Origin of the sequence: Mesorhizobium sp. M0040 (assembly GCF_040323505.1) — a bacterium.
GTDB lineage: Bacteria > Pseudomonadota > Alphaproteobacteria > Rhizobiales > Rhizobiaceae > Mesorhizobium.
Window position 1 is genome coordinate 1 of sequence record NZ_JAMYVA010000066.1, and the last position, 22,496, is coordinate 22,496.

Genomic DNA, 22,496 nt, shown 5'->3' on the forward strand with positions numbered 1-22,496 from the left:
AAGGCAGGAAATGGCAGTCGCTCCTTCGCTCAACTGCCTCTCCAAAGAATCCTTTCTCAGCCTAAACTCAACCCCAAAATCGCCATATGCGATTCCCCTGCCCCTCGAGGGGGGAGATCTGCAACTTCGCCGTCCGCGCTTACTTCCTCGCTGGTCAAAATCCTCGCGGCTTGGCACAGTCGGGCAAAGAGGAGCCTGTTGATGCCGAAGACCGCCAATGCGACGAAACCAAAACCCTGGGCCGAGATGGCGACGCATCTGGTCGATGTCGCTATGGGCCGCAAACCCGCCGATCTCGTCATCCGCAACGGGCGCTGGGTCAACGTCCATTCGGGCGAGATCATCGCCGGCACCGACATCGCCATTGCCGGCGGCCGCTTTGCCTATTGCGGGCCGAACGCCGGCCATGCCATCGGCCAGGGCACCAAGGTGGTCGATGCCGGCGGCCGCTATCTGGTGCCGGGGCTTTGCGACGCGCATATGCATGTCGAGAGCGGCATGGTGACGGTGACGGAATTCTGCCGCGCGGTGATCCCGCATGGCACAACTTCGATGTTCATCGATCCGCATGAGATCGCCAACGTGCTCGGCCTGCCGGGCGTGCGGCTGATGCATGACGAGGCCGTCGCCATGCCGGTCAACGTGCTCGTGCAGATGCCGTCCTGCGTGCCCTCCGCCCCGGGGCTCGAGCATGCCGGCGCCGAGCTGACCGTCGCCGACGTTGCCGTGGCGATGACCTGGGAGAACATCATCGGGCTCGGCGAGGTGATGAATTTTCCGGGCGTCGCCGCCAATGATCCGGTGATGTCGGGCGAGATCGCGGCGACGGTGAGGGCCGGCAAGACCGTCGGCGGGCATTATGCCTCGCGCGATCTCGGCCTGCCGTTTCACGGCTACGTTGCCGGCGGCCCGGAGGATGACCACGAAGGCACGCGCGCCGAGGACGCCATCGCCCGCGTCCGCCAGGGCATGAAGGCGATGCTGCGGCTGGGCTCGGCCTGGTATGACGTCGCCTCGCAGATCAAGGCGGTGACGGAGAGCGGGCTCGACCCGCGCAACTTCATCCTGTGCACCGACGACAGCCATTCCGGCACGCTGGTGCACGAAGGCCATATGGACCGGGTCGTCCGCCATGCCATCAGCCAGGGCTTGAAGCCGGTGACGGCGATCCAGATGGCGACGCTCAACACCGCCCAGCATTTCCGGCTGGAGCGCGAGATCGGCTCGATCGCGCCGGGACGCCTTGCCGATCTGCTGATCGTCTCCGACCTCGCCGAAATGACCATCGACGAGGTCTATGGCCGCGGCGTCAGGCTGGCCAAGGGCGGCAAGCTCGAAATTGACATTCCGGCCTACAATTATCCGCGGACGGCGAAGAACACCGTCAAGCTCGGCAGGAAGCTCAAGGCAGGCGATTTCGACATCGCGGCACCCATGGGCGCCAACGAGGTGCGGGTGCGCGTCATCGGCGTCATCGAAAACCAGGCGCCGACGCGGGCGCTGGAGGCCGATCTTGCCGTCGAGGACGGGCTGGTCGCCATGGATCGCCGCAACGATGTCTGCCAGATCGCGCTGGTCGAGCGCCACAAGGGCACCGGCGGCGTCACCAACGCCTTCGTCTCCGGCTTCGGCTATATCGGCGACTGCGCCATGGCCTCCAGCGTGGCCCACGATGCCCACCACATCATCGTCGTCGGCACCAACAAGCAGGATATGGCCCTGGCCGTGAACCGGCTGGGCGAGGTCGGCGGCGGCGTCGTGCTGTTCTCCAGGGGCAAGGAACTGGCGCTGGTCGAAATGCCGATCGCCGGGCTGATGTCGGACGAGCGGGCGGAAATCGTCGCCGCAAAGGCGGACCAACTCAGCGACGCCATGCGCCAGATGGGCTGCTCGCTCAACAACGCCTACATGCAGCACTCGCTGCTGGCGCTGGTCGTCATCCCCGAGCTCAGAATTTCCGACGTCGGCCTTATCGACGTGACGACGTTCCAGAAGGTTGATCTGTTCGTTTGAAGAATCACTGAACCCTGGAGGGACAGCGCCCTGGACAGCGCCCCCCTCCGTCCTGCCGGACATCTCCCCCTCAAGGGGGGAGATTGGCAGTTTCGTTGACAGCGCCTTGTTCGTCAAAGATGGAGATTGGCGAAAGCCGAAAGTGGCGGCCAATCTCCCCACTAGAGGGGGAGATGTCCGGCAGGACAGAGGGGGGCGCGAAGGATCGCTGCAGAGCGTTTTTGTTGACAGCTGCCAATCACCGGCGCGTTTGGCAGCAGAGGTCGGCTCACCCGCCGGTGGCGATGGTCAGCACTTTGAACGGCGTGGTGATGACGATTTCGGCGACCGAACCGACGGCCTTGCCGAGGCCCTGGCCGAGATTGTCGAGCTGGGCCGGCGCGGTCTCTTCGGAGGCGAGGCCCGCCGGGGCGCGCAGGCGGTCGCCGAGCAGCTGCACCAGGAACGGGTTGTCGGCGAATTTGGCGTGGTTCAGCCGGTCGCCGCCCTTGGTCTTGGTCAGGTCGACCACCGAGACGCCATAGCTGGCGAGGTCGGCCGCGTCGCCATAATCGCCGACGCGCGGCTTGTCGCCAGAGATCAAGGTCGACAGCCTGAGCGCCCGGTCGTCGCCCGAAAGCAGCACGGCGAACGGCTTGTCGGGCTTGCCGTAGCGGATCATCTGCTTCTTGAACACGTCGACGTCGATGTCGGGTGAGGCCAGGATGACGTAGCCGAGCTTGCCGCCGAGATCGCGGTCGCCGGTGATGGCAAGCTGGCGCAACGCTTCCATGGTCACCCAGGTCCCCATCGAATGGGCAATGATGTCGATGCTCTTGGCGCGGCTCTTGGCGAGCATGCGCAGCGTCGCTTCGAGATCGTCGCGCGCCGCATTGGCGCTTTCCTTGTCGTAGATGTAGCCGGTCGTCTTGCCGCTCGACGCCCACGAAAACAGCACCGGCGTGCCCGGATATTTCGTGTCGTGCGCGATCTGCGTCAGCCGGTAGATGCCGTCGTCGAAGCCGTTGTTGAAGCCGTGCACGAAAACCAGCGCGCGGTCGCCGCGCATCGCGATATCGGCGCCGACCGCCTTGGCGAATTGCGGCGCGCCTTCGTAGAAGGTGACGCCGGTCGCCGTGAAATCCTTCGCCGGATTGCTGTTGGCCGAGCCCTTGACCCGCTCGATGGCGCCGAGCTGGTGGATCTTCGGCACCGTCACCTCGACGCTGGCAAAGCTGGTGGTCGGCGAACGGTCGCCGTCGAACACCTGCCGGGGCGCTTTCGTTGCCTTTTGCCGGGTTGTGGCGACGAAGATCTTGTGCGTCGCCGCAATGTCCGAAGCAGGCACCGTGATCGTCGTCTTGTTGAGCAGATCGTGCGTGTTCTGGCCGGCGCAGCTTGCCAGCGCGAGCGCGAACGCAACGACGAGAAAGATCTTCGAAGGCACGGTCACGCGGGCTCCCGCAAAGGCGACGTCGAGCCGGAGACGTCTTGGCCTATTCGATAGAGGCAGAGCCCGGCACGGTCCAGTTCAAACTGTTCCGATGGTGCGGCAATGGTCAACAATCACTGCCGCGCAATGCAGCTATTGTCCGACCGAGGCGATGCGGTCGGTCACCTCGCGGTCGCTGGCAAACCCGTCATCCTCGCGCAGCTTCTGGCCGATCAACTGCACCAATTCCGGATTGTCGGCGAATTTGGTGTGGTTGAAGCGGTCGGCTCCCTTGACGCTGGAGAGATCGACGACCGACACGCCATAGCTGGCGAGGTCGGCGGCGTCCTTGTAGTCGCCAACGCGCGGCCGCGCGCCGGCTATCAGGCCGGAGAGCCGCAGCGCCCGGTCGTCGTCGGAGAGCAGCAGGATGAACGGCTTGTCCGGCTTGCCGTAGCGGCGCATCTGGCTCTTGAACACGTCGACGTCGATGTCGGGCGAGGCCAGCACGACGTCGCCGAGCTTGCCGCCGAGATCGCGGTCGCCGGTGATGGCGAGCTGGCGCAGCGCCTCCATGGTGACCCAGGTTCCCAGCGAATGGGCAACGATGTCGATGCGCCGCGCGCCGGTCTGCGCCAGCATTCTCAGCGTCACTTCCAGCTGGTCGCGGGCAACGCTGGCGCTTTCCTTGTCGTAGACATAATCGGTGGTCTTGGCGCCCGACGCCCAGGAAAACAGCACCGGCGTGCCCGGATAGCCGGAATCATGGGTGATCTGGGTGACGCGGTAGACGGCGTCGTCGAAGCCGGTGTTGTAGCCGTGGACGAAGACCATGACACGGCCGCCGCGCGCCGCGATGTCGGCACTGAGCGCGCTGGAGAATTTCGGCTGGGTGTCGTATCCGACGACCTCGGAAGCCATGAAGTATTTGGCCGGATCGTCCGACTTGCCGCGCGAGCGCCGCTCGATCTGGCCTGTCTTGTGGATACCGGGGACGGTGACGTTGACGCGGGCATAGTTCAGCGTCGCCGAGCGCTCGCCGTCGAAGACCTTGTCGGGATCGTCGGAGCGCTTGCGCGTGGTTGCGATGAAGATCGAGTGATTGCCGGCGATTTCCGTCACCGGCACCGCCATCATGGCGCTGCCGAGCAGTTCCTCGGTTTGGCGCCCGCCGCAGCCGGCGAGCAGCGCGGCAATGAGAATGATGCAAATCGTCTTCAAGGGCACTTAAGCAATTCCACTCCGGCCTGACCAAAGGCCCATCCACCTCCGCCGCACCTCCCGGACAGGCCAAGTGCGGCGGAAGTAAGTCGCAGGCGCCGAAATGCGCTCAGCGCCTCGCGACTGCCATCGCACTGTTGCGCGAAAGCCAGAACGGCGGCAGGAACGCCGGAATGTTGGAAAACGGCAGCACTTCCGGCTTCAGCCTTATGCCGAGCACGTCGGTCATGAAGGCGCGGCGCGCCTCGATGCGGTGCCAGGCTTCGGGATAGCGCGCGGCGATCTCTTCGCGCAGCGCCTCGTCGGCCAGCGCGATGCCGTCCTCGATGTTTGTGGTGAAATAATCGGTGCCGGTCGCCGGGATGATGTCGACCTGCAAGGCCATGCCCGACTTCAATCTGATGTCGGAGCCGGAAAATACCGGCGAATGCATCCATTCGTCGATATGGATGAGATGGCCGGGGTTGAGCGCTACGCCGAAGAACCGATCGCCGATGCGGTCGTGCACCGCTTGCCACAACGCGCCGCCGGGAACGCCGATGCCGACCGTCTCGTACCAGTCGACGACGGCGCAGAAATAGGGCGCGACCAGCTTCTCGACATAGTCCTGGATGCCCCTCGGAAGCTCGGCCGCGTCCTCGACCAGAAAACCGGCGCGCGCATTGAGCGAGCCCTGGATGCCATAGGCCATGGTGATCGGGTCGCCGCGCTTGATGATGTCGAGGCGCGGGCTCGGCAGGCCATAGGCCGCACGCTTGCCGGTCGACAGCATCGGGTGACAGCATTGCGGCAGGCCGTTGATGCCCATCAGCCGCGCCGCCTGCAATTCGGTCATGCCGGGTTCGATGCCTTGCAGGACGTTGCGCAGGCCTTGCGAGGAATAGGTCGCGGCGAATTCGAACGCGGCCAGTTGGTCGGCCTCATTGATGGCGCGCAGGCCGTCGGCGGGGTTCATCAAAAGGTTCGCCGCGTCGACGACCGTGCCCCTATCGCCGGCAAGGGTACGCAGCGTGTCGGCGATGAAGGACGGCAGGTCGAGCGTCGTTTCGCCAAAACCCGCATCGCCGGGGCCGAACGGCTTCCAGCCGATGGCGCCGATGCGCTGGCCGGCTTTCAGGCCGCAATCGACGAGGATGTCGGAAAGCGCCTGCGAGCGGTCGCGCGGCTGCGCCGGCAGCGAAAACGTCTGGTAGAGCACGCGCTCGTACGGCCCATCGCAGATCTCGGCATAGCCCCAGCCCTCATTGCCGACCAGCAGTTTCGGCGGCTTGCCGGGAACGATGACCAGCAGCGTCTCCTCGAAGCGCGGATCGTAGCCGCAGAGGTAGGCGACATTGGCCGCATGTTCGCGGTCGCCATAGACGACGAAGGCATCGAACCCGCCAAGTGCGACCAGCGCCGCGATACGGGCCTCATAGGTGGCGCGGGGAACCAGCGGCATCACCGTCGGCTCGCCGAACTCCGGCAGCGACACGGTTTTCCGGGCAACCGATGCGACAGGCATGAGCAAACGCCCCCAAATGCTTACGTTGATTCCGGAAATGCCCCTTCGGGGCGGCCGGACAATGGCTTCACGAGGCCGGATATGCAATAGCGGGACCGAACTCGCGTAGCCTGTGGGGTACTCCTGCCATGACCAGTTTCTCCTCTCGCGTCGCTGCCGCCGCTGCGGCGATCCGCGAGATTTTTCCGGAGACGCCGCTGCAGGAAAACGACTATCTGTCGAAGAAGACCGGCGCGCGGGTGCTGCTGAAGCGCGAGGACCTGACGCCGGTGCGCTCCTACAAGATCCGCGGCGCCTTCAACTTCTTCCGCAAGACGCTCGCCGCCGGCAACGCTGCCGAGCTGTTCGTCTGCGCTTCGGCCGGCAATCACGCGCAGGGCTTTGCCTTCGTCTGCCGCCATTTCGGCAAGAAGGGCGTCGTCTTCATGCCGGTGACGACGCCGCAGCAGAAGATCGACAAGACGCGGCTGTTCGGCGGCGAATTCGTCGAGATCAGGCTGGTCGGCGATTTCTTCGACGACTGCTACCGCGCCGCACTCGAATACACCGAAACTGCCGGCGCACACATGGTGCCGCCGTTCGACCACAAGGACATCATCGAAGGGCAGGCGACCGTCGCCTATGAGATATCAGGCCAGATGCCCGGCGCGCGCATGCCCGACATTGTCATGCTGCCGGTCGGCGGCGGCGGCCTGGCCGCCGGCGTCACCCATTATTTCGCCGACCAGCACCGGGAAACGCGCTTCGTCTTTTGCGAGCCGGCCGGCGCCCCGAGTCTGAGCGAGAGCCTTGCCGCCGGAAAGCGGATCAAGCTCGCCAAGGTCGACAATTTCGTCGACGGCGCAGCAGTGGCCGAGATCGGCCGCGAGCCGCTGCGCCACCTCAGGGAGTTTGCCGCCGACACCGTGCGGCTGATCCCGGAAAACCGGCTCTGCGCGACCATGATCGAAATGCTCAATGTCGAAGGCGTCGTGCTCGAGCCGGCCGGCGCGCTGGCGATCGATGCGCTCAAGGATTTTTCCAGGAAGGAAATCAGGGGCAAGACCATCGTTGCCGTGGTGTCGGGCGGCAATTTCGATTTCGAGCGGCTGCCGGATGTGAAGGAACGGGCGCTGCGCTTCGAGGGCTTGAAGAAATACTTCATCATCCGCTTTCCGCAACGGCCCGGCGCGCTGCGCGATTTCCTCGAATTGCTGGGCCCCGACGACGACATCGCCCGCTTCGAATATCTGAAGAAATCGGCGCGCAATTTCGGTTCGGTGCTGATCGGTATCGAAACCAAGGACCGCCGCAATTTCGACCTGCTCAAGGCGAATTTCGACGCCGAGAGCGTCCATTACCAGGACATCACAGACAACGAGACGCTCGCCGGGTTCATCATATGAGCAGCAACGATCTTCCGAACGCTCCGGCGAACGTTTTTATCGCGCTGTTTTCCGGCATCAATGTCGGCGGCAACCGCATCGTCAAGATGGCGGAACTCAGGTCATTTTTCGAGCAGCTCGGCTTCTCCGATGTCGCCACCTATGTGCAGAGCGGCAACGCTGTGTTCCGGTCGCCAAACGGCGATGCAGCGCTGCTGACCAGGCGGCTCGAAGCGGAATTCGAGAAGAAATGGGGGTTCCATTCGCGCATCATGGTGCGCGACCTCGGCTGGCTCGAGCGACTGGCGGCGGACAACCCCTATCGGGAAATGGCGGGCGAGCCGACCAAGCTGCACGCCTATGCGCTGGAGCGCGCGCCGACCGCCGAAGAGGTCGCCCGGCTGACAGAGAAATGCACCGGTCCCGAACGCTTCGAGATCAAGGGCGACGTGCTTTATCTGCATGCGCCCGACGGGCTCGGCAAATCGCTGTTTGCCAACCTCATCCCGCGCGTGCTCAAGGTGCCGGGCACGGCGCGCAATTGGCGCACCGTGCTGATGCTGCTGGACATGGCCCAGGCCGGCGGTTGACAGGTCGTCTACGCGGCCGGAGCGCGTTTCCAGTCGAATGCCAGCTCTTCACGGAAGGCGAAGCGCTTGATGTGCTCGGCGACGACCGTTTCCAGGCGCTCGAGCGAGCCGGCTTCATCGGTCGTCACTGCAATGTGCAGCGCAGCCGGGTCGGCATCGAGAACCGTGCGGCCGAGCGTCAGATCGATGGTGCCGTGGTTCGGGTCGAATTCGACGGGAAACTTGTGCGCCCAATGTTTGCACAGCTGCTGCAGATAGCGGCTGGCATGTTCGGTGGCGACGTCGACATGGCTGGCCGGCATGAATGAATTCTCCTTGGGAATGCGGACGCGAAAACCGAACCAGGGCCCGCCTGCGTCCGTTCAAGATGGCGTGATCGGTTACCAGCTGCCGGTGTTCGGCATCGACGCCCACGGCTCGGCCTTCGGCTTGGCCGGACCTTTCTGCAACAGCTCGATCGAGATGCCGTCCGGCGATTTGACGAACGCCATGTTGCCGTCGCGCGGCGGCCGGTTGATGGTAACGCCATTGTCCATCAGCCGCTGACAGGTGGCGTAGATGTCGTCGACCTCATAGGCGAGATGGCCGAAATTGCGGCCGCCCTTGTAGTCTTCCGGATCCCAATTGTAGGTCAGCTCGACCAGCGGCGCCTTTTCGGAGATGCCGCTTTGCTCGTCTTCGGGGGCGGCGAGGAAGATCAGCGTGTAGCGGCCCTGCTCGTTTTCATGGCGGCGCACTTCCTTGAGGCCAAGCTTGTTGCAGTAGAAATCGAGCGAAGCATCGATGTCGGCGACGCGGACCATGGTGTGCAGATAGCGCATGATTTCCTCCTTATGTTGCGTTGCGGCGCAACATAGGGGCGGCCCGGCCAAAGGGCAATTGGCCACGTTTGCCGGCGCCGGCAAACGGCAAATCCGCTATTCCTGTACGGAACCGTGAAAAAAGGCACGTCAGGTCTTGCACACACCGGAAGCCGCGGTGTTAATCTGATACCAAGAATCAGTTGCGGTGTTTGTTGAAAAAAGGGGGCGTTCTTATGGGGGAAAAGGCCTCTTTCATGGGGCGGGACGGGGCCGGTAACGATGCGTTGAAGCGGGATGAGAGCGCCGATACGGCCGATCTCGTCGAAATCGCCGGCGCCATCAAATGGTTCGACGTGGCCAAGGGCTACGGTTTCATCCTTCCCGATGATGGTACTTCGGGCGACATCCTCCTCCATGTGACATGCCTTCGAAAGGACGGTTTTCAGACCGCCCTGGAAGGCGCCCGTGTCGTCTGCCTGGTCAAGCAGGGCGAGCGCGGGCTGCAGGCCTTCCGCGTGCTCTCGATGGATGTCACCACGGCGGTGCATCCGGCGGAGGTGCAGGAGCAGCGCACCCATGTCGCGGTGACGCCGGAAAGCGGCCTCGAACGGGCGCTGGTCAAATGGTTCAACCGCACCAAGGGGTTCGGCTTTCTGACCCGGGGCGAGGGCACCGAGGACATTTTCGTCCACATGGAGACGCTGCGCCGCTACGGCATCACCGAACTCCGGCCGGGCCAGGTGGTGCTGGTCCGCTTCGGGCGCGGCGACAAAGGCCTTATGGCTGCCGAAATTCACCCCGATATGGGTACCTTGCCGGTCTCGCATTAGTTCCGGCCGAGGATTTCATATGGCTCACAGCAACCGGCTGACGGCGGGCGCGCTCTGCGCCGGGATTTTCCTCATCGTCGCCGCAAGTGCGTTCTTCTATTTTCAGCAACCGAGTTCCGCCGACGGCAAGGCGATGATCCTTCCCGTCGACCCGGCGCCGCTGGTCGCGGTGACGAAGGCCGGCGAGCGTTCTTTTTCGGTCGAAATCGCCGACACGCCCGCCGAGCGCGAGGCCGGCCTGATGTTCCGCCGCCACATGGCCGACAATCACGGCATGCTGTTCGTGTTCGGCGCGCCGCAGGATGTGAGTTTCTGGATGAAGAACACGCCGATGCCGCTCGACCTGATCTTCGTCGGCCAGGACGGCCGGATCCGGGCGATCGAGCAAGGCGAGCCGCAGTCGGAGGCGATCATCTCGCCGGACGAGCCGGTGCGCTTCGTGCTCGAGCTCAAGGCAGGCACCGCCGCCAAAAAGGGCATTAAGGACGGCGACCTGCTGCGCCATCCGGCCATCGGCACGGCGCCGGGGCCGGCCATGCCGCCGCCCGACAAGGGCGATGCGCCGAGTGTCGATTCCGACTGAGCGGGCAGGATCTTCGGCCGATGCAGTTCTTCTCCCATGACGGTTTCGACCTTGCTTTCCTTGACCGCCAGCCGGCATCGGGGCAGGGCGATCCGGTGCTGATGATCCACGGCTTTGCCTCGAGCCATTACGTCAACTGGGTGTCGCCCGGCTGGTTCAAGACGCTGAACGATGCCGGCTACCGTGCCATCGCCTTTGACAATCGCGGGCATGGGTCGTCGTCGAAGAGCTATGACGAAGCCGACTACACGCCGGCAAAAATGGCGTCGGACGCGGCAGCGCTTTTGAACCATCTCGGCATCGAACGCGCTCATGTCATGGGTTATTCGATGGGCGCGCGCATATCGGCCTTCCTGGCGCTCTCCGACCCGGAGAAGGTGGCGACGCTGGTCTTCGGCGGTCTCGGCATCGGCATGGTCGACGGCGTCGGCGACTGGGATCCGATAGCCGACGCCCTTCTGGCCGACGATCCGGCAGGCACCAGCGATCCGCGCGGCCGCTCGTTCCGCGCCTTCGCCGATCAGACCCGCAGCGATCGCCGCGCGCTCGCCGCCTGCATCGCCACCTCGCGCGAATTGCTGAGCGAGGCCGACATTGCCCGCATTGCCCAGCCGACCTTGATTGCGGTGGGAACCAAGGACGACATCGGCGGCTCGCCGGATGACCTCGCCGCCCTGATGCCCAACGCCAGGGCTTTTCACATCGAAGGCCGCGACCATATGCTGGCGGTCGGCGACAAGACCTTCAAGCAGCGCGTGCTGGAGTTTTATGCCGAGCATCGGTTTTGATGGATGGCTCCCCAAAAGCGGCCATTGGGCCTGAAGCTGGGGTTCTTAGCGGTTTTGCAACGATACGGAAGTAACTAAGCGTGACGCGTGGATCGGTTCAAACCCGCCACGCGCTGAACGAGGGGCAGAGGGTACGATGGCACAATGGGGAAGAAGCGACGCCGCTTTGCTGGGCGTCATTGCGAAAAGCAGGTTCGGCGAATGGTCCGTTGTTCTAGCGCTGGCTGCATTGGTGGCAGGCGCGATGGCGATCACCGCGTTGATGGCAATGCCGAGCGACGCGTCCGTGCTTATCCAGCACAGTGTGACAGGCTTCTTCATGGCGGTATTTTTCCTGGTCGGGCCTTTGGCACATCTTACCGGCGTGGTCTTCGGGCTGATGGCGCTTGGGCGCCCAAACGACAATCGTCTGCTCGGCCTGGCTGGCATCGTAGTCAACGGCGCGTCGCTGGCGGCCGGGGTGTTCATGCTGTGGTCCATGGCATCGACCATCGGCGCGTTCACCTGATTTCGGGCAAATCTTCCGGACGCAAGTGGCCGACGCATCGGGCTACGATCGGCGCGGGCTGTGCCCCAGCGCCGTGAGCGAGCGCGCCATGTTATGCCGGGCCTGGGTTTCGAAGCGCCGGCGGAATTCCTCGCTGTGGAAGATATGCGGACGCGCGAGGAAGCCCTCTAGCACTGCGGCACGGCCGGCCCGCCACATCGGCTCATCGACCCACTTATATTCGCGGCGGACCGCCTGCTCGTAGGCGTCGAACACGTCGGGCGCAGCACCCAGGATCGCCAGGTCCATGTCGAGGAACAGCGCCGCGTCGCGAACCGAATGCTGGTCGCCAAGGGGCGGCAATTCGTGGCCGGCGGTGGCAGTGATCATCGCCGCGATGTGGCCGAGGCGTTGTGCATCGGCGCGACCGGCGAGCTTTTCCTCGGCAAGTGCGGCACTCCTCGCCTCATTGTCCTTGGCGCGGCTGTCGTAGATCGCGTCGTGAAACCAGATCGCTGCCTCGACTGCTTCAGGATCATGCAACAACGCCTTGTAATCATTGGCCAGCGCCAGCATCGCCTCGATGTGGCCAAGGTCGTGGTAGTGGCGATCTTCGGCCTCATAGAGCGCGCAAAGCTCGCGCTTCAGGGTCTCGTCCATCAAGGTTGCGTTTTCCATGGCTGCTTGAAATTCCGCCAACCAAATCCATTTCACGAAGCACTAAGGAAAATTGAGTTCACCCGTGCTATGATCTGGCTTATAGGTGCGGCCGGAGAATAGGCAAGCCGCCAACCGAGACATTGGATGGCCGAGACATTGGATGGCCGGAGACATCAGATGAACAGCGTTACGATTTCCCGTCCCACCAGGGTGCAGCCGGTAGATCCGATCTGGCGTTCGATCCGCGACGAAGCGATGGAAGCGGTCAACCGCGATCCGCTGCTGGCGGCGTTCCTCTATTCGACCATCCTCAATCAGGAAAACCTGGAAGAAGCGGTCATTCACCGGCTGGCCGAGCGCCTCGCCCACCAGGACATCGGCTCCGACCTCATCCGCCAGACGTTCAAGGCGATGGCGGCCGACGACAAGGACTGGTCGACGACGGTGCGCGTCGATATCCAGGCCTATTACGACCGTGATCCGGCATGCGACCGCTTCATCATGCCGGTGCTCTACTTCAAGGGTTTTCACGCAATCCAGACGCACCGGCTGGCGCATTGGCTGTGGAACCAGGGCCGCCAGGACTTCGCGCTGTATTTGCAGAGCCGGTCGTCCTCGGTGTTCCAGACCGACATCAATCCGGCTGCCCGCATCGGCAAGGGCATCTTCCTCGACCACGCCACCGGCCTCGTCGTCGGCCAGACGGCGGTGATCGAGGACGACGTGTCGATCCTGCACGGCGTGACGCTGGGCGGCACCGGCAAGGCCGGCGGCGACCGCCATCCCAAGATCCGCTACGGCGTGCTGATCGGCGCCGGCGCCAAGATCCTCGGCAACATCGAGATCGGCCATTGCTCGAAGATCGCGGCCGGCTCGGTGGTGCTGTCGCCGGTACCGCACAACAAGACGGTTGCCGGCGTGCCGGCCCGCGTCGTCGGCGAGACCGGCTGCGACCAGCCTTCGCGGCAGATGGACCAGCTGTTGCCATCGCAGACGATGGACCACGTCGTCAGCTTCGACATCTGAGTGCTCGGGCAGGGGCTGAATTCCTGCCCCCCATGCCGGCTTGCCTTTACATGGCCATTGTCGACGTGCCAGAAGCGCGCTCACCAATGCATGTCGCCCAAAGCATGCCCTCGGGCTTGACCCGAAGGTGCCCAGCGGTTTTTGGGATAGCGACATGCATGAAGCAAGATTTAAAGCGCGTCGCATCGTCTCTTCAGACGCGACGCACTTTAGCAAGCGACGATCGGAGAAGACTGTTGAAGCCGGACGAAATCAGAAAGCTGGACGCCTATTTCAAGCGCACCTTCCAGAACCCTAAACTCGAAGTGAAGGCGCGGCCGCGCAAGGAAGATTCGGCCGAGGTCTATGTCGGCGACGAGTTCCTCGGCATCGTCTTCAAGGACGAGGACGACGGCGATTATAATTTCTCGATGGCGATCCTCGACATCGATCTGGCCTGAGTTGGGAGTTTAGCTGGCCGCTACGCCTCAAGCGCTGCGGCGGTACGGAACCTTGCAGGACGCCGGCGGAACAGCGCCCTCCTCTGGCCTGCCGCCCATCTCCCCCACCTGGGGGGAGATTGGCAGCCTCGGCGCTGCACTCTTCCTGCAACATTGGAGATCGGCGAAAGCCAAGATGACGGCCGATCTCCCCCCTCGTGGGGGAGATGTCCGGTAGGACAGAGAGGGGCGCGAAGGATCGCTACGGAACGGCTCGTTTCGTTGCTTACCGCCCGGTCTTCAGCACACGCGCTGCTTCGCCAGAAATCGCCGCGTCGAGCCCCTGCCAATCGCCCAGGAATTCCCGGGGGAAGCGGTAGGTGAGGCTGAGATTGTCGCCGACCAGGATGTCGCGTTCGCAGGGCGCCAGCGATTCGTCCGAGCTCGGGCCGCTCAGGCAACGTGCGACGAACGGATCCTTTCCGGGGCGATCGGCGACCGCCAGCACTTCGTTGAGATAGCCTGATTTTTCGCTGAAGGCGTAAAGCGTGGTGCCGCCAGGGCCGGGCGTACCCGGCTTGGCGATCAGCGCGCTGTAGATCGGCGCGAAGCGGCCGCTCATGTCGCGCGACATCATCTGCGGCTCGAACGACAGGAAGACGATGTCCTTGCTGGGTCCGGTGTGGTTGAAGTCGTTGCGGGCAGCCTCGCTGTAGCCGTCCATCTCGGGATAGCGCAGATAGAGGTCGAGTCGCGAAGCGATGCCGTCGCGCCGGGCCTGGGCAAAGCGGATGACATTGGCCGGCACGGCGATGACGTTGTTGCCGATGACGACCCTGTGGACCGTGGTGTCGTCGGTGTACCCGGCCATGGCGATCGAGCGGCCGAACCATTTGCCGCCGAGGCTGATCGCCACCGAAAGCAGCGCCAGCGTCGCGAATGCATAAAACACCCGCCTCATCAGCGTCGAATCGACGACGCTGAGTTGCGGGCCCTCTGTGGCGGCTGCCTGCTTCATCGCGACCCTCATTTGCCGTCCCATCGGGTGTACCTGAACGGCACATCCCGGCGCGGCACGGCTCTTGCTTCGCAGCTTTGCGGGCGACTGTGCGATTTCATGGTAAACGGAGGGTAAAGATGGGCCCGGTCGAACAAATCATATTCAGTTTTATGGCTGGGCTGACGGCTTGCGGCCTGGCCGGATCGGCGATGGAGCTGATCGCCGGCCGTAGGCTCGCCTTCGTCCAGCCCTATGTATCGTCGAAGCACATGCTGCGCTCGCTCGCCGCGACGGCTTGCGCCGGGCCGCTGATGTTCGCCAACGAGGCGCTGGACGCCTGGCGCGAGCGTCGCATCTCGGTGCTGGGGCTGATCTCCTGCGGCTGTACGGCGACCATCTGGGCGCTGGCGCATTGCGTCCTGGGCGGCTTCGCTTCTAGGGTCTGGCAGCTTGTCGGTGTGAGACGATCTGGAGACAGCAATGCCGATCTACGCGATTGACGGAAAAGCGCCCGCCTTCGAGAACGCCGACAGCAACTGGATCGCGCCCGATGCCACGCTGATCGGCAATATCAGGATTGGCCGCAATGCCGGCTTCTGGTTCGGCGTCGTCGTCCGCGGCGACGACGAGCCGATCGTCGTCGGCGCCGACACAAATGTGCAGGAGCACACAATCATGCACACCGACGCCGGCTTTCCGCTGACCGTCGGCCAAGGCTGCACGATCGGCCATCGCGCCTTGCTGCATGGATGCACGATCGGCGACAACAGCCTGATCGGCATGGGCGCCATCGTGCTGAATGGTGCGAAGATCGGCAACAACTCGCTGGTCGGCGCCGGCGCGCTGGTCACCGAAGGCAAGCAATTTCCCGACAATTCGCTGATCGTCGGCTCGCCCGCGCGCGTCGTCAGGATGCTCGATGAGGACGCAGTCGCCAGGCTGCGCGCCTCGGCCGCGCATTATGTGGCAAACGGGAAGAGGTTCAGGGCGGGGCTGAGGAAAGTGTAGCGCCAGTCAGTGAAGGCCGCCTATCGCAAGCTCGGAAATGGTGGAGCCGGCCCGGGGACGGGGCCGGCTCCTTAAACCCGGTCGTTGGGGACGGGGAGGGTGGGGACTCGACCGGGTTTCTCCTAAAGCGCGAAGTCATGCGACGCACTTAACCTCTGTTTTATGCATGTCGTTATCCCAAAACCGCTACGCACTTTTGGGCGACATGCATTGGCGTCCTCAGCGGACGCTGGCGACCGCGTCGGAGCGGCCGTCGTTGATCGTCACCCACGCGCCGGAATTCCGCTCGGACTGGCGCTTCAGGTAGGTGTAGCCGGTATTGGTCCAGGACAGCACCTTGGGCTGGAGATTGTCGAGGATGAACTCGCCAAGGCTGGTGCGCACGGTCAGCACCGCATGGCCGTCGCCATTGCGCTGGCGCACCACCGTCATCAGCAGATCGCCGGCCGGCACGCCGATGCTCATCAGCTCGCGGCGCTTTTCCAGCGCATAGTCCTCGCAGTCGCCGAAGCCGCTATTGGGAAAGGACCAGACTTCCTCCTTGCCCCACATTTCCATGTCGGTGCGCGGCGCGACCCTGCTGTTGACCGAATTGTTGACCTTGACGATCGTTGCCCACAGCTTGCGGGTCAGCTCGACGGGTGCCCGGCCAGGCGTCCTCTGATTGCATTCCTGCGGAAGCTGCTGGCACAATTCGTAGTGTCCGACCGGCTGCGTGGTGCGGCCGCCGGTGTGCATGAAGGCCGGCTCCGCCGCGTTTACAGTCCCCCAACCGAAAAGCTGCATCGCTATTGCCGCCAGCAACAGCTTGCCCCTCATCCTGTTCATTATTCAGTCTCCCCGTTTGAGGAGACAATGACACGGCTGGATTTATTTGACGCAAAAGCGCGAAGTAGACATTAAGTAAAACGCCAATAGAATAAACATAAAATTTGACGCAATTGAATATAGAATTGTTTAAGGATTCCAGCCGGGCATGTTCCCATGCTTCGTCGCACCGTTCGAACAGCTAGGATGGCGGGACAGAGGGGGCGCGAAGGATCGCCAGCCTCTCTTGCCGATAGTGCTAACGCTTCCGCGTCAGCCGCGCGATGAGCTGAATTCGGTATCGAGCGTTTCCGGCCGCTGGATGACGGCGAACTCGATGGCGACGCCATCTTCGAAATGCCGCACTATCTGGCCGCGCATGGTGCCCAGCGTCACCTGGACGCCGATGGCCGGCTTGACGTCGATCTCGATCGCCGCGCCCGACAGCGACAGGTCGATGATGCGGCACTGGTACTGGCGTCCGTCAGCAAGCTGCAACACGCTCGTCGGGTTGCGCGGTGCGACGCGCTCATGGCGGCGGTCCTCCGGCAGGTCGAGCTCGTGCTTGTTGGCAAGCCAGGTCAGTTGCGCGGCGAGCTTGTCCCTCTTGCGCTCCGACGCGATGACGGTCATCGCAAAGCCATCCTGCAGCGTGCGGGTGATGACGCCTTCAATGCGGCCGATGTGATCGATATAGGCAATGACCTTTTCGCCAGCCAGACCGGCGCGCTCGGTGCGCAGCGCAACGTTGCCGGGCGACATGTCGACCACCTGGCAGGGATGTTCGGTGCGGTCTTCCAGCATGAAGCGTCCGTAAATTTTCACGCGGACGCGCTGAAAGTTACGCCTTTCAGCTTGGGACGGCGCATGGTCGACCGCCGCTGACCTCATCACTGCCATACCCCGTTCGGCATTCCGCGCATGGATGCGGGGAATTTCAGCGGAAAACTACAACAAAGCAGGTTAACAAAGGGGAAAGCCCGGCGCTGTTGCTTTAAGCTTTGGGCATCATTCCTCGCGTCCGCCGTCGAAGACGACCAGGTGACGGATGCGGCGAGCCTGGCCGAGCGCCGAAATCGTCTCGGGCGGGTCGAATTCCGATGGGGCGAGCGAGGGAACCTCGATCGCCGGCCGGTTCCCCGGGAACATCGGCTCCTTGTCGGGATCGACGACGCGGATCGAATCGATCAAGGCGTCGAGAACCGGGTCGGCGCCCAGCCAGAAGGGCTTTTCGACGGCGCTTATCACGCCGAGGCAGCGCGGGCTCTCGACACCGCCGTCGAGCGGCAGCGCGAGCAGCTCGAACCTGTTGGACCGGCCGTTGCGGCTGAAACCCTCATAGGTGATGAGCATCACCGATTTCAGGTCGAAGACGCCATCGGTCAGCTTCGAAATCAGTCGCTGGTCCTTCTCGCGCCACAGCGAAGGAAATGAAAACCCCTTGAGTTCGCGGCCATAGACCGCGCAGAGCCTGGTGCCGGCCAGCCGGAACACCGCTTCGCCGCGCGTGTCCTTTTCCAGGATGAACGTGTCGGCCAACAGCGACTTGATGTCGGCGGGTTCGACTTCCGAGCGCTTCGGGGCAGGGCGTCCGTCACGCAACCGGTTCCAATAATGGAACAGCGTGATCGATCCGGTCTGGTTCATGCTAATGCTGCTCCGCGCATTCTGTCTTCTGATGTCCCATCGGTGAACAGAAGGGCGCCCTCCGAAGACCTACATGCGTTGCGGAGCAGGATGCGTGCCAGCATCGTTAATACTTGTTCACGGGTCGGGGCGGTTAAGGTTAACAACTGGTTTACGTTGCGCGCCAGCCGGCCCTGTGGCACACCAAAACCACTCCAGAAGCGGTCGTTTTGCGACGATCGGCAGCACTTCAGTCAAGAGTTCAGGGGGAGCAAGGGGGCTCGACCAGCCGTTCAAGGGAAACCTTGGACGGCTTCTTTTTTGATTCGGGGCTGCTGATTCGCCGTTTGTGATTCGGTTGGCCGTGATCTACATGCTCGCGAAGTCCAATCCAGCGACTGAGTGCAAGCCATATGAGCGACCCAGAAAGCCCACCGGAGATCGAGCAGGGCCAGGGTGGGCCTGTCGCCCGCGAACCGGAGCGCCGCGAACCGGTGTTCAACCTGCCGCCCGTGGTGCTGGCGGTGATCGGCATCTGCGTCGCGGTCTTTCTGATGCAGCAGTATGTGCTTAGCCAAGACCAGCAGCTGACACTATTGTACGACGGGGCCTTCATTCCTGTTCTCTACACTGGCCAATACGGCTTCGACTGGTTCCTGTTTTCTCGGCCCTTTACATATGCCTTCCTGCATGGCGGCTTTGCCCATCTTGCCATCAACATGGTGTGGCTCGCGGCCTTCGGCTCACCGTTGGCCAACCGCTTCGGCGCGCTGCGCTTCAGCCTGTTCTTCGCCGCGACCGGACTGGCGGCGGTGGCGCTGTTCTGGGCCATGCACCCGCTTGGCGAGGCGCCGCTGGTCGGCGCCTCCGGCGCGATTTCCGGCATGATGGGCGCGGCGGCACGCTACGGCTTCCGCATCGACCGCTCGTCGGGCAAGGCCGCCTTCGCCGGCCAGCCTTTGCCGATGGCGGCGGTGCTGCGCTCGCGCGGCGTCGTCACCTTTCTCGCCATGTGGATGGTGATCAACCTCGCGACCGGCCTCTTCGGCCTGGCGCCTGGCATTGACGGCCAGATCGCCTGGGAAGCCCATATTGGCGGCTTTCTTGCCGGCTTCTTCGGCCTGCGGTTTTTTGATCGGCGAGAGCAGGTGCCCCGGCAGGCGGACGAGCCGGAGACCTGAGACCGCCGCACTTGAAATGCAACCGATCGCGGCGCACCATGTTCATCCCAGGGAAAGCCGGCCAGGGCAGGAGCCGGCAGGAAATGCAGAGGAGGACGCCATGACTGTTAAGGCAATTCTCGAGGCAAAAGGCCACGGCGTGGTGACGCTCGGGCCGAACGAAAAGCTCAGCGAAGCCATCCGCATGCTTTCCGAACACAGGATCGGCGCGCTGGTCATCACCAACGGCGATCACAAGATCGTCGGCATTCTTTCCGAGCGCGATGTGGTGCGGGTTCTCGCCAAGGAGGGGGCGGCGGCGCTCGACCTTGCCATCCGCTCGGCGATGACGCCCAAGGTGAAGATCTGCAATGAGAACCACACCGTCAACGAGGTCATGGAGATCATGACCAAGGGCCGCTTCCGCCATCTGCCGGTGGAAAAGAACGGGCTGCTCGACGGCATCGTGTCGATCGGCGACGTGGTCAAGCGCCGCATCGAGGATGTCGAGCGCGAGGCCGAGGAGATCAGGGCCTATATCGCCACGGCATGAGGCTAGGACGGCCGGGTTGCCGGCCATTGAACTTTTTTCAAGCCGCTATTGCAGTCCATCGCGGCAGGTGCGGGCCTGTGCCGCGTCGGCGCCTGCGGCTTTGCGCTTGTCTCTTTTGGCGGTTTGCACTAGCGAAGTTGCACATCAAAATATGCGTTCTCGCATATCCGCAATTTCAATATGCAGGCCCTTATGAGCATCATCGATACCCGCACGCCCGACGCCAAGCGCCTGGTTCCCGGCGCCACCGGCGACTGGGAGATCATCATCGGCCTCGAGGTCCACGCGCAGGTGACCTCGCAGGCAAAGCTGTTTTCCGGCGCCTCGACCATTTTCGGCGCCGCGCCCAACGCCAATGTCAGCCTGGTCGACGCGGCGATGCCCGGCATGCTGCCGGTCATCAACGAGGAATGCGTCAAGCAGGCGATCCGCACCGGGCTGGGCCTGAAGGCCGAGATCAACCACAAATCGGTCTTCGACAGGAAAAACTATTTCTATCCCGACCTGCCGCAGGGCTACCAGATCTCGCAGTTCAAGCAGCCGATCGTCGGCGAGGGCAAGGTGATCGTCTCGGTCGGCCCGGACCGGCAGGGCGAATTCGAGGACATCGAGGTCGGCATCGAGCGCCTGCACCTGGAGCAGGACGCCGGCAAGTCGATGCACGACCAGCATGCGACGATGTCCTATGTCGATCTCAACCGCTCCGGCGTGGCGCTGATGGAGATCGTCTCCAAGCCGGATATGCGCTCCGCCGATGAAGCCAAGGCTTATGTCACCAAGCTGCGCACGATCGTGCGCTATCTCGGCACGTGCGACGGCAATATGGACGAAGGCTCGCTGCGCGCCGACGTCAACGTCTCGGTGCGGCGGCCCGGCGGCGAATTCGGCACGCGCTGCGAGATCAAGAACGTCAACTCCATCCGTTTCATCGGCCAGGCCATCGACTATGAAGCGCGCCGCCAGATTGCCATCCTCGAGGACGGCGGCAGGATCGAGCAAGAAACGCGGCTGTTCGACCCCAACAAGGGTGAGACGCGCTCGATGCGCTCCAAGGAAGAAGCGCATGACTACCGCTATTTCCCCGATCCCGATCTTCTGCCGCTGGAATTCGACCAGGCCTATGTCGACGAACTGGCAAAGGACCTGCCGGAACTTCCCGATGCCAAGAAGGCGCGGCTGATCGCTTCGCTTGGCCTGTCGACCTACGATGCCTCGATCCTGGTATCGGAAAAGGCGATTGCCGATTATTTCGAGAAGGTGGCGGCCGGGCGCGACGGCAAGCTCGCCGCCAACTGGGTCATCAACGATTTGCTGGGTGCGTTGAACAGAGCCGGCAAGAGTATTGAAAATGCTCCGGTTTCACCCGATCAGCTCGGCGCGGTCATCGACCTGATCAAGGAAGGCACCATCTCCGGCAAGATCGCCAAGGATCTGTTCGAGATCGTCTGGAACGAGGGCGGCGATCCGCGTCAGCTGGTCGAAAGCCGCGGCATGAAGCAGGTCACCGATACCGGCGCCATCGAAAAGGCGGTCGACGAGGTGATCGCGGCCAACCCGGACAAGGTCGAACAGGCGCGCGCCAAGCCGACCATGGCCGGCTGGTTCGTCGGCCAGGTGATGAAGGCGACCGGCGGCAAGGCCAATCCGCAGGCGGTCAACGAGCTGGTCAAGGCCAGGCTCGGGATCGAGTAGGATGTTCGTCCGCACCGCCGGCGAGCGCGATCTGGCGGCGGTGCGCGCATTGCTGATCGAGACGTGGCATGCCACCTATGACGCCATCTACGGCGCGGCGCGGGTTACCGAAATCACCGATGAATGGCATTCGATCGCCGCGCTCAAGGCACGGCTGACGCGGCCCAACTCGGAGTTCCTGCTCGCCGACGACGGCAAAAGCATCGGCGGCATGGCTTTCGCGGCCGCCACCACGGATGCCAGGATCGTCATGCTGAACCAGCTTTACGTGCATCCGGCCTGGCAGAGGCAAGGCATCGGCCAGGCGCTGCTGGACGAGATCGAGGCAAGCTTTCCGGAGGTCCGGACGCTGCGCGTCGAGGTCGAGGAAGCAAATGCTCCGGCCATCGCCTTTTACCGCTCGCGAGGGTTCTTGCCCGCCGGCAACACGGCCGATTGCGGCGGCGCCTCGGGCTTGCCGGCGCTGGTTTTGGAGAAGCAACTCGGATAGCTCGTTCGCCTGACGCTCAGTTGCGTTTCTCAGGCAGGTTGGAGCAGCCGGCAGCGAGAAACTCGCACGGCAGGCTGCCGCCTCCACCCGACGTGTGCGGGGGCGTAGCGGCTTCGATTTTTTCCACCTCGTAATATTTCGAGGTGACACCCCATTTTTTGACGCCCTGGCACGTCGAGCGCACGCCAACCTCCGTCGCCTTTGCCGCAGTCTTGTAATAGGTGGTGATCCTGCAGGATTGGCTGACCGGCAGCGCGTTCGCCGGGCTCTTGACCGGCGGCAGGAAGTTCGGGAAGGCAAGCAGCGAGAGATAGTGTGCTGAAGGTTCTGCAAAAAGTTTTGGAGAGAGAACGGCGCCTGCTCTGAGGGGCGAGCGGCCATGGCACGGTGGTGACGTTGCGATCACCGATTCCCGTGGAAGGGGAAGTGCCATGACCAATCGAGACGTTAGACTGAGCAGA

General features: G+C 63.3%; 26 protein-coding genes. 15 read left to right on the forward strand and 11 right to left on the reverse strand.

Annotated elements, in window-relative coordinates; translation table 11 throughout:
- Positions 1-201: 201 nt before the first annotated feature.
- Complete coding sequence (gene ade, locus NKJ91_RS30270) at positions 202-2,013, forward strand: adenine deaminase (RefSeq protein ID WP_352458453.1); 1,812 nt, start codon at positions 202-204, stop codon at positions 2,011-2,013.
- Positions 2,014-2,281: 268 nt separating this feature from the next.
- On the opposite strand, the gene NKJ91_RS30275 is transcribed toward ade, so the two are convergent.
- From NKJ91_RS30275 to NKJ91_RS30285, 3 genes are all read right to left on the reverse strand, one after another.
- A complete protein-coding gene (locus tag NKJ91_RS30275; protein WP_352458454.1) occupies positions 2,282-3,445 on the reverse strand; it encodes an alpha/beta hydrolase in 1,164 nt (387 codons plus the stop codon).
- Between the two features lie 132 nt (positions 3,446-3,577).
- Positions 3,578-4,651: an alpha/beta hydrolase gene (locus tag NKJ91_RS30280; RefSeq protein WP_352458455.1), complete on the reverse strand. Its 1,074-nt coding sequence runs from the start codon at positions 4,649-4,651 to the stop codon at positions 3,578-3,580.
- A 103-nt stretch (positions 4,652-4,754) separates the two neighbouring features.
- The gene (locus NKJ91_RS30285; RefSeq protein WP_352458456.1) at positions 4,755-6,149 is read right to left on the reverse strand and encodes a hypothetical protein; all 1,395 of its coding nucleotides are present in this window, start codon (positions 6,147-6,149) and stop codon (positions 4,755-4,757) included.
- A 128-nt stretch (positions 6,150-6,277) separates the two neighbouring features.
- Between NKJ91_RS30285 and ilvA the strand changes: the two genes are divergently transcribed.
- A complete protein-coding gene (gene ilvA, locus NKJ91_RS30290; protein WP_352458457.1) occupies positions 6,278-7,534 on the forward strand; it encodes a threonine ammonia-lyase IlvA in 1,257 nt (418 codons plus the stop codon).
- Entirely contained in the window at positions 7,531-8,103 is a 573-nt protein-coding gene (locus NKJ91_RS30295) for a DUF1697 domain-containing protein (protein ID WP_352458458.1), read from the forward strand. Before ilvA ends, NKJ91_RS30295 begins: the two co-directional genes overlap by 4 nt.
- An 8-nt stretch (positions 8,104-8,111) precedes the next feature.
- Here NKJ91_RS30295 and NKJ91_RS30300 read toward each other — a convergent pair whose 3' ends face one another.
- Together NKJ91_RS30300 and gloA are read right to left on the reverse strand one after the other, a co-directional pair.
- The gene (locus tag NKJ91_RS30300; RefSeq protein ID WP_254817703.1) at positions 8,112-8,405 is read right to left on the reverse strand and encodes a DUF2218 domain-containing protein; all 294 of its coding nucleotides are present in this window, start codon (positions 8,403-8,405) and stop codon (positions 8,112-8,114) included.
- Positions 8,406-8,483: 78 nt separating this feature from the next.
- Complete coding sequence (gene gloA / locus NKJ91_RS30305; protein ID WP_023674793.1) at positions 8,484-8,924, reverse strand: lactoylglutathione lyase; 441 nt, start codon at positions 8,922-8,924, stop codon at positions 8,484-8,486.
- Between the two features lie 215 nt (positions 8,925-9,139).
- Between gloA and NKJ91_RS30310 the strand changes: the two genes are divergently transcribed.
- The 4 genes from NKJ91_RS30310 (at position 9,140) to NKJ91_RS30325 (ending at position 11,615) form a co-directional block, all read left to right on the forward strand.
- On the forward strand, positions 9,140-9,736 hold the full coding sequence (locus tag NKJ91_RS30310; protein ID WP_502903649.1) for a cold-shock protein: 597 nt from the start codon (positions 9,140-9,142) through the stop codon (positions 9,734-9,736).
- A gap of 19 nt (positions 9,737-9,755) precedes the next feature.
- On the forward strand, positions 9,756-10,319 hold the full coding sequence (locus tag NKJ91_RS30315; protein ID WP_352458459.1) for a DUF192 domain-containing protein: 564 nt from the start codon (positions 9,756-9,758) through the stop codon (positions 10,317-10,319).
- A gap of 20 nt (positions 10,320-10,339) precedes the next feature.
- A complete protein-coding gene (locus tag NKJ91_RS30320) occupies positions 10,340-11,107 on the forward strand; it encodes an alpha/beta fold hydrolase (RefSeq protein ID WP_352458460.1) in 768 nt (255 codons plus the stop codon).
- Between the two features lie 166 nt (positions 11,108-11,273).
- On the forward strand, positions 11,274-11,615 hold the full coding sequence (locus NKJ91_RS30325) for a hypothetical protein (protein WP_352458461.1): 342 nt from the start codon (positions 11,274-11,276) through the stop codon (positions 11,613-11,615).
- Positions 11,616-11,657: 42 nt separating this feature from the next.
- On the opposite strand, the gene NKJ91_RS30330 is transcribed toward NKJ91_RS30325, so the two are convergent.
- Entirely contained in the window at positions 11,658-12,272 is a 615-nt protein-coding gene (locus tag NKJ91_RS30330; RefSeq protein WP_352458462.1) for an HD domain-containing protein, read from the reverse strand.
- A gap of 159 nt (positions 12,273-12,431) precedes the next feature.
- Between NKJ91_RS30330 and cysE the strand changes: the two genes are divergently transcribed.
- The gene (gene cysE, locus NKJ91_RS30335; protein ID WP_023717455.1) at positions 12,432-13,280 is read left to right on the forward strand and encodes a serine O-acetyltransferase; all 849 of its coding nucleotides are present in this window, start codon (positions 12,432-12,434) and stop codon (positions 13,278-13,280) included.
- A gap of 236 nt (positions 13,281-13,516) precedes the next feature.
- Complete coding sequence (locus NKJ91_RS30340) at positions 13,517-13,720, forward strand: DUF3126 family protein (protein WP_023674799.1); 204 nt, start codon at positions 13,517-13,519, stop codon at positions 13,718-13,720.
- Between the two features lie 265 nt (positions 13,721-13,985).
- Here NKJ91_RS30340 and NKJ91_RS30345 read toward each other — a convergent pair whose 3' ends face one another.
- The gene (locus NKJ91_RS30345; RefSeq protein ID WP_352458463.1) at positions 13,986-14,717 is read right to left on the reverse strand and encodes a hypothetical protein; all 732 of its coding nucleotides are present in this window, start codon (positions 14,715-14,717) and stop codon (positions 13,986-13,988) included.
- A gap of 119 nt (positions 14,718-14,836) precedes the next feature.
- Between NKJ91_RS30345 and NKJ91_RS30350 the strand changes: the two genes are divergently transcribed.
- A complete protein-coding gene (locus tag NKJ91_RS30350; RefSeq protein ID WP_352458464.1) occupies positions 14,837-15,199 on the forward strand; it encodes a DUF6949 family protein in 363 nt (120 codons plus the stop codon).
- Positions 15,180-15,707: a gamma carbonic anhydrase family protein gene (locus NKJ91_RS30355; RefSeq protein ID WP_352458465.1), complete on the forward strand. Its 528-nt coding sequence runs from the start codon at positions 15,180-15,182 to the stop codon at positions 15,705-15,707. The genes NKJ91_RS30350 and NKJ91_RS30355 overlap by 20 nt, the downstream gene beginning before the upstream one ends.
- A 219-nt stretch (positions 15,708-15,926) precedes the next feature.
- Here the strand turns inward: NKJ91_RS30355 and NKJ91_RS30360 are convergent, their stop codons facing one another.
- From NKJ91_RS30360 to NKJ91_RS30370, 3 genes are all read right to left on the reverse strand, one after another.
- The gene (locus NKJ91_RS30360) at positions 15,927-16,526 is read right to left on the reverse strand and encodes a transglutaminase-like cysteine peptidase (protein ID WP_198023528.1); all 600 of its coding nucleotides are present in this window, start codon (positions 16,524-16,526) and stop codon (positions 15,927-15,929) included.
- Positions 16,527-16,787: 261 nt separating this feature from the next.
- Positions 16,788-17,405: a PilZ domain-containing protein gene (locus NKJ91_RS30365; protein ID WP_352458466.1), complete on the reverse strand. Its 618-nt coding sequence runs from the start codon at positions 17,403-17,405 to the stop codon at positions 16,788-16,790.
- Between the two features lie 117 nt (positions 17,406-17,522).
- Complete coding sequence (locus NKJ91_RS30370; protein ID WP_352451104.1) at positions 17,523-18,161, reverse strand: PAS domain-containing protein; 639 nt, start codon at positions 18,159-18,161, stop codon at positions 17,523-17,525.
- A 392-nt stretch (positions 18,162-18,553) separates the two neighbouring features.
- Between NKJ91_RS30370 and NKJ91_RS30375 the strand changes: the two genes are divergently transcribed.
- The 4 genes from NKJ91_RS30375 to NKJ91_RS30390 all read left to right on the forward strand — a co-directional run bounded on the left by NKJ91_RS30375 (position 18,554) and on the right by NKJ91_RS30390 (position 22,035).
- Positions 18,554-19,321, forward strand: a complete 768-nt coding sequence (locus tag NKJ91_RS30375; protein WP_352458467.1) for a rhomboid family intramembrane serine protease — start codon at positions 18,554-18,556, stop codon at positions 19,319-19,321.
- Between the two features lie 100 nt (positions 19,322-19,421).
- On the forward strand, positions 19,422-19,853 hold the full coding sequence (locus NKJ91_RS30380) for a CBS domain-containing protein (protein ID WP_352451102.1): 432 nt from the start codon (positions 19,422-19,424) through the stop codon (positions 19,851-19,853).
- A gap of 192 nt (positions 19,854-20,045) precedes the next feature.
- Positions 20,046-21,545 (forward strand): Asp-tRNA(Asn)/Glu-tRNA(Gln) amidotransferase subunit GatB, encoded by a 1,500-nt coding sequence (gene gatB / locus NKJ91_RS30385; protein ID WP_352458468.1) that lies wholly within the window; start codon positions 20,046-20,048, stop codon positions 21,543-21,545.
- A 1-nt stretch (position 21,546) separates the two neighbouring features.
- Complete coding sequence (locus NKJ91_RS30390) at positions 21,547-22,035, forward strand: GNAT family N-acetyltransferase (protein ID WP_352458469.1); 489 nt, start codon at positions 21,547-21,549, stop codon at positions 22,033-22,035.
- Between the two features lie 16 nt (positions 22,036-22,051).
- Here NKJ91_RS30390 and NKJ91_RS30395 read toward each other — a convergent pair.
- A partial coding sequence (locus tag NKJ91_RS30395) for a hypothetical protein (RefSeq protein ID WP_352458470.1) occupies positions 22,052-22,496 on the reverse strand: 445 nt, incomplete at its 5' end.

Excerpts from the sequence above, each read along its gene's own strand:
- ade (WP_352458453.1), top strand. The coding sequence starts at position 202 with ATGCCGAAGACCGCCAATGCGACGAAACCAAAACCCTGGGCCGAGATG.
- NKJ91_RS30285 (WP_352458456.1), bottom strand. The coding sequence starts at position 6,149 with ATGCCTGTCGCATCGGTTGCCCGGAAAACCGTGTCGCTGCCGGAGTTC.
- ilvA (WP_352458457.1), top strand. The coding sequence starts at position 6,278 with ATGACCAGTTTCTCCTCTCGCGTCGCTGCCGCCGCTGCGGCGATCCGC.
- NKJ91_RS30295 (WP_352458458.1), top strand. The coding sequence starts at position 7,531 with ATGAGCAGCAACGATCTTCCGAACGCTCCGGCGAACGTTTTTATCGCG.
- NKJ91_RS30300 (WP_254817703.1), bottom strand. The coding sequence starts at position 8,405 with ATGCCGGCCAGCCATGTCGACGTCGCCACCGAACATGCCAGCCGCTAT.
- gloA (WP_023674793.1), bottom strand. The coding sequence starts at position 8,924 with ATGCGCTATCTGCACACCATGGTCCGCGTCGCCGACATCGATGCTTCG.
- NKJ91_RS30310 (WP_502903649.1), top strand. The coding sequence starts at position 9,140 with ATGGGGGAAAAGGCCTCTTTCATGGGGCGGGACGGGGCCGGTAACGAT.
- NKJ91_RS30315 (WP_352458459.1), top strand. The coding sequence starts at position 9,756 with ATGGCTCACAGCAACCGGCTGACGGCGGGCGCGCTCTGCGCCGGGATT.
- NKJ91_RS30320 (WP_352458460.1), top strand. The coding sequence starts at position 10,340 with ATGCAGTTCTTCTCCCATGACGGTTTCGACCTTGCTTTCCTTGACCGC.
- NKJ91_RS30330 (WP_352458462.1), bottom strand. The coding sequence starts at position 12,272 with ATGGAAAACGCAACCTTGATGGACGAGACCCTGAAGCGCGAGCTTTGC.
- cysE (WP_023717455.1), top strand. The coding sequence starts at position 12,432 with ATGAACAGCGTTACGATTTCCCGTCCCACCAGGGTGCAGCCGGTAGAT.
- NKJ91_RS30345 (WP_352458463.1), bottom strand. The coding sequence starts at position 14,717 with ATGAAGCAGGCAGCCGCCACAGAGGGCCCGCAACTCAGCGTCGTCGAT.
- NKJ91_RS30350 (WP_352458464.1), top strand. The coding sequence starts at position 14,837 with ATGGGCCCGGTCGAACAAATCATATTCAGTTTTATGGCTGGGCTGACG.
- NKJ91_RS30355 (WP_352458465.1), top strand. The coding sequence starts at position 15,180 with ATGCCGATCTACGCGATTGACGGAAAAGCGCCCGCCTTCGAGAACGCC.
- NKJ91_RS30360 (WP_198023528.1), bottom strand. The coding sequence starts at position 16,526 with ATGAGGGGCAAGCTGTTGCTGGCGGCAATAGCGATGCAGCTTTTCGGT.
- NKJ91_RS30365 (WP_352458466.1), bottom strand. The coding sequence starts at position 17,405 with ATGAGGTCAGCGGCGGTCGACCATGCGCCGTCCCAAGCTGAAAGGCGT.
- NKJ91_RS30370 (WP_352451104.1), bottom strand. The coding sequence starts at position 18,161 with ATGAACCAGACCGGATCGATCACGCTGTTCCATTATTGGAACCGGTTG.
- NKJ91_RS30375 (WP_352458467.1), top strand. The coding sequence starts at position 18,554 with ATGAGCGACCCAGAAAGCCCACCGGAGATCGAGCAGGGCCAGGGTGGG.
- NKJ91_RS30380 (WP_352451102.1), top strand. The coding sequence starts at position 19,422 with ATGACTGTTAAGGCAATTCTCGAGGCAAAAGGCCACGGCGTGGTGACG.
- gatB (WP_352458468.1), top strand. The coding sequence starts at position 20,046 with ATGAGCATCATCGATACCCGCACGCCCGACGCCAAGCGCCTGGTTCCC.
- NKJ91_RS30390 (WP_352458469.1), top strand. The coding sequence starts at position 21,547 with ATGTTCGTCCGCACCGCCGGCGAGCGCGATCTGGCGGCGGTGCGCGCA.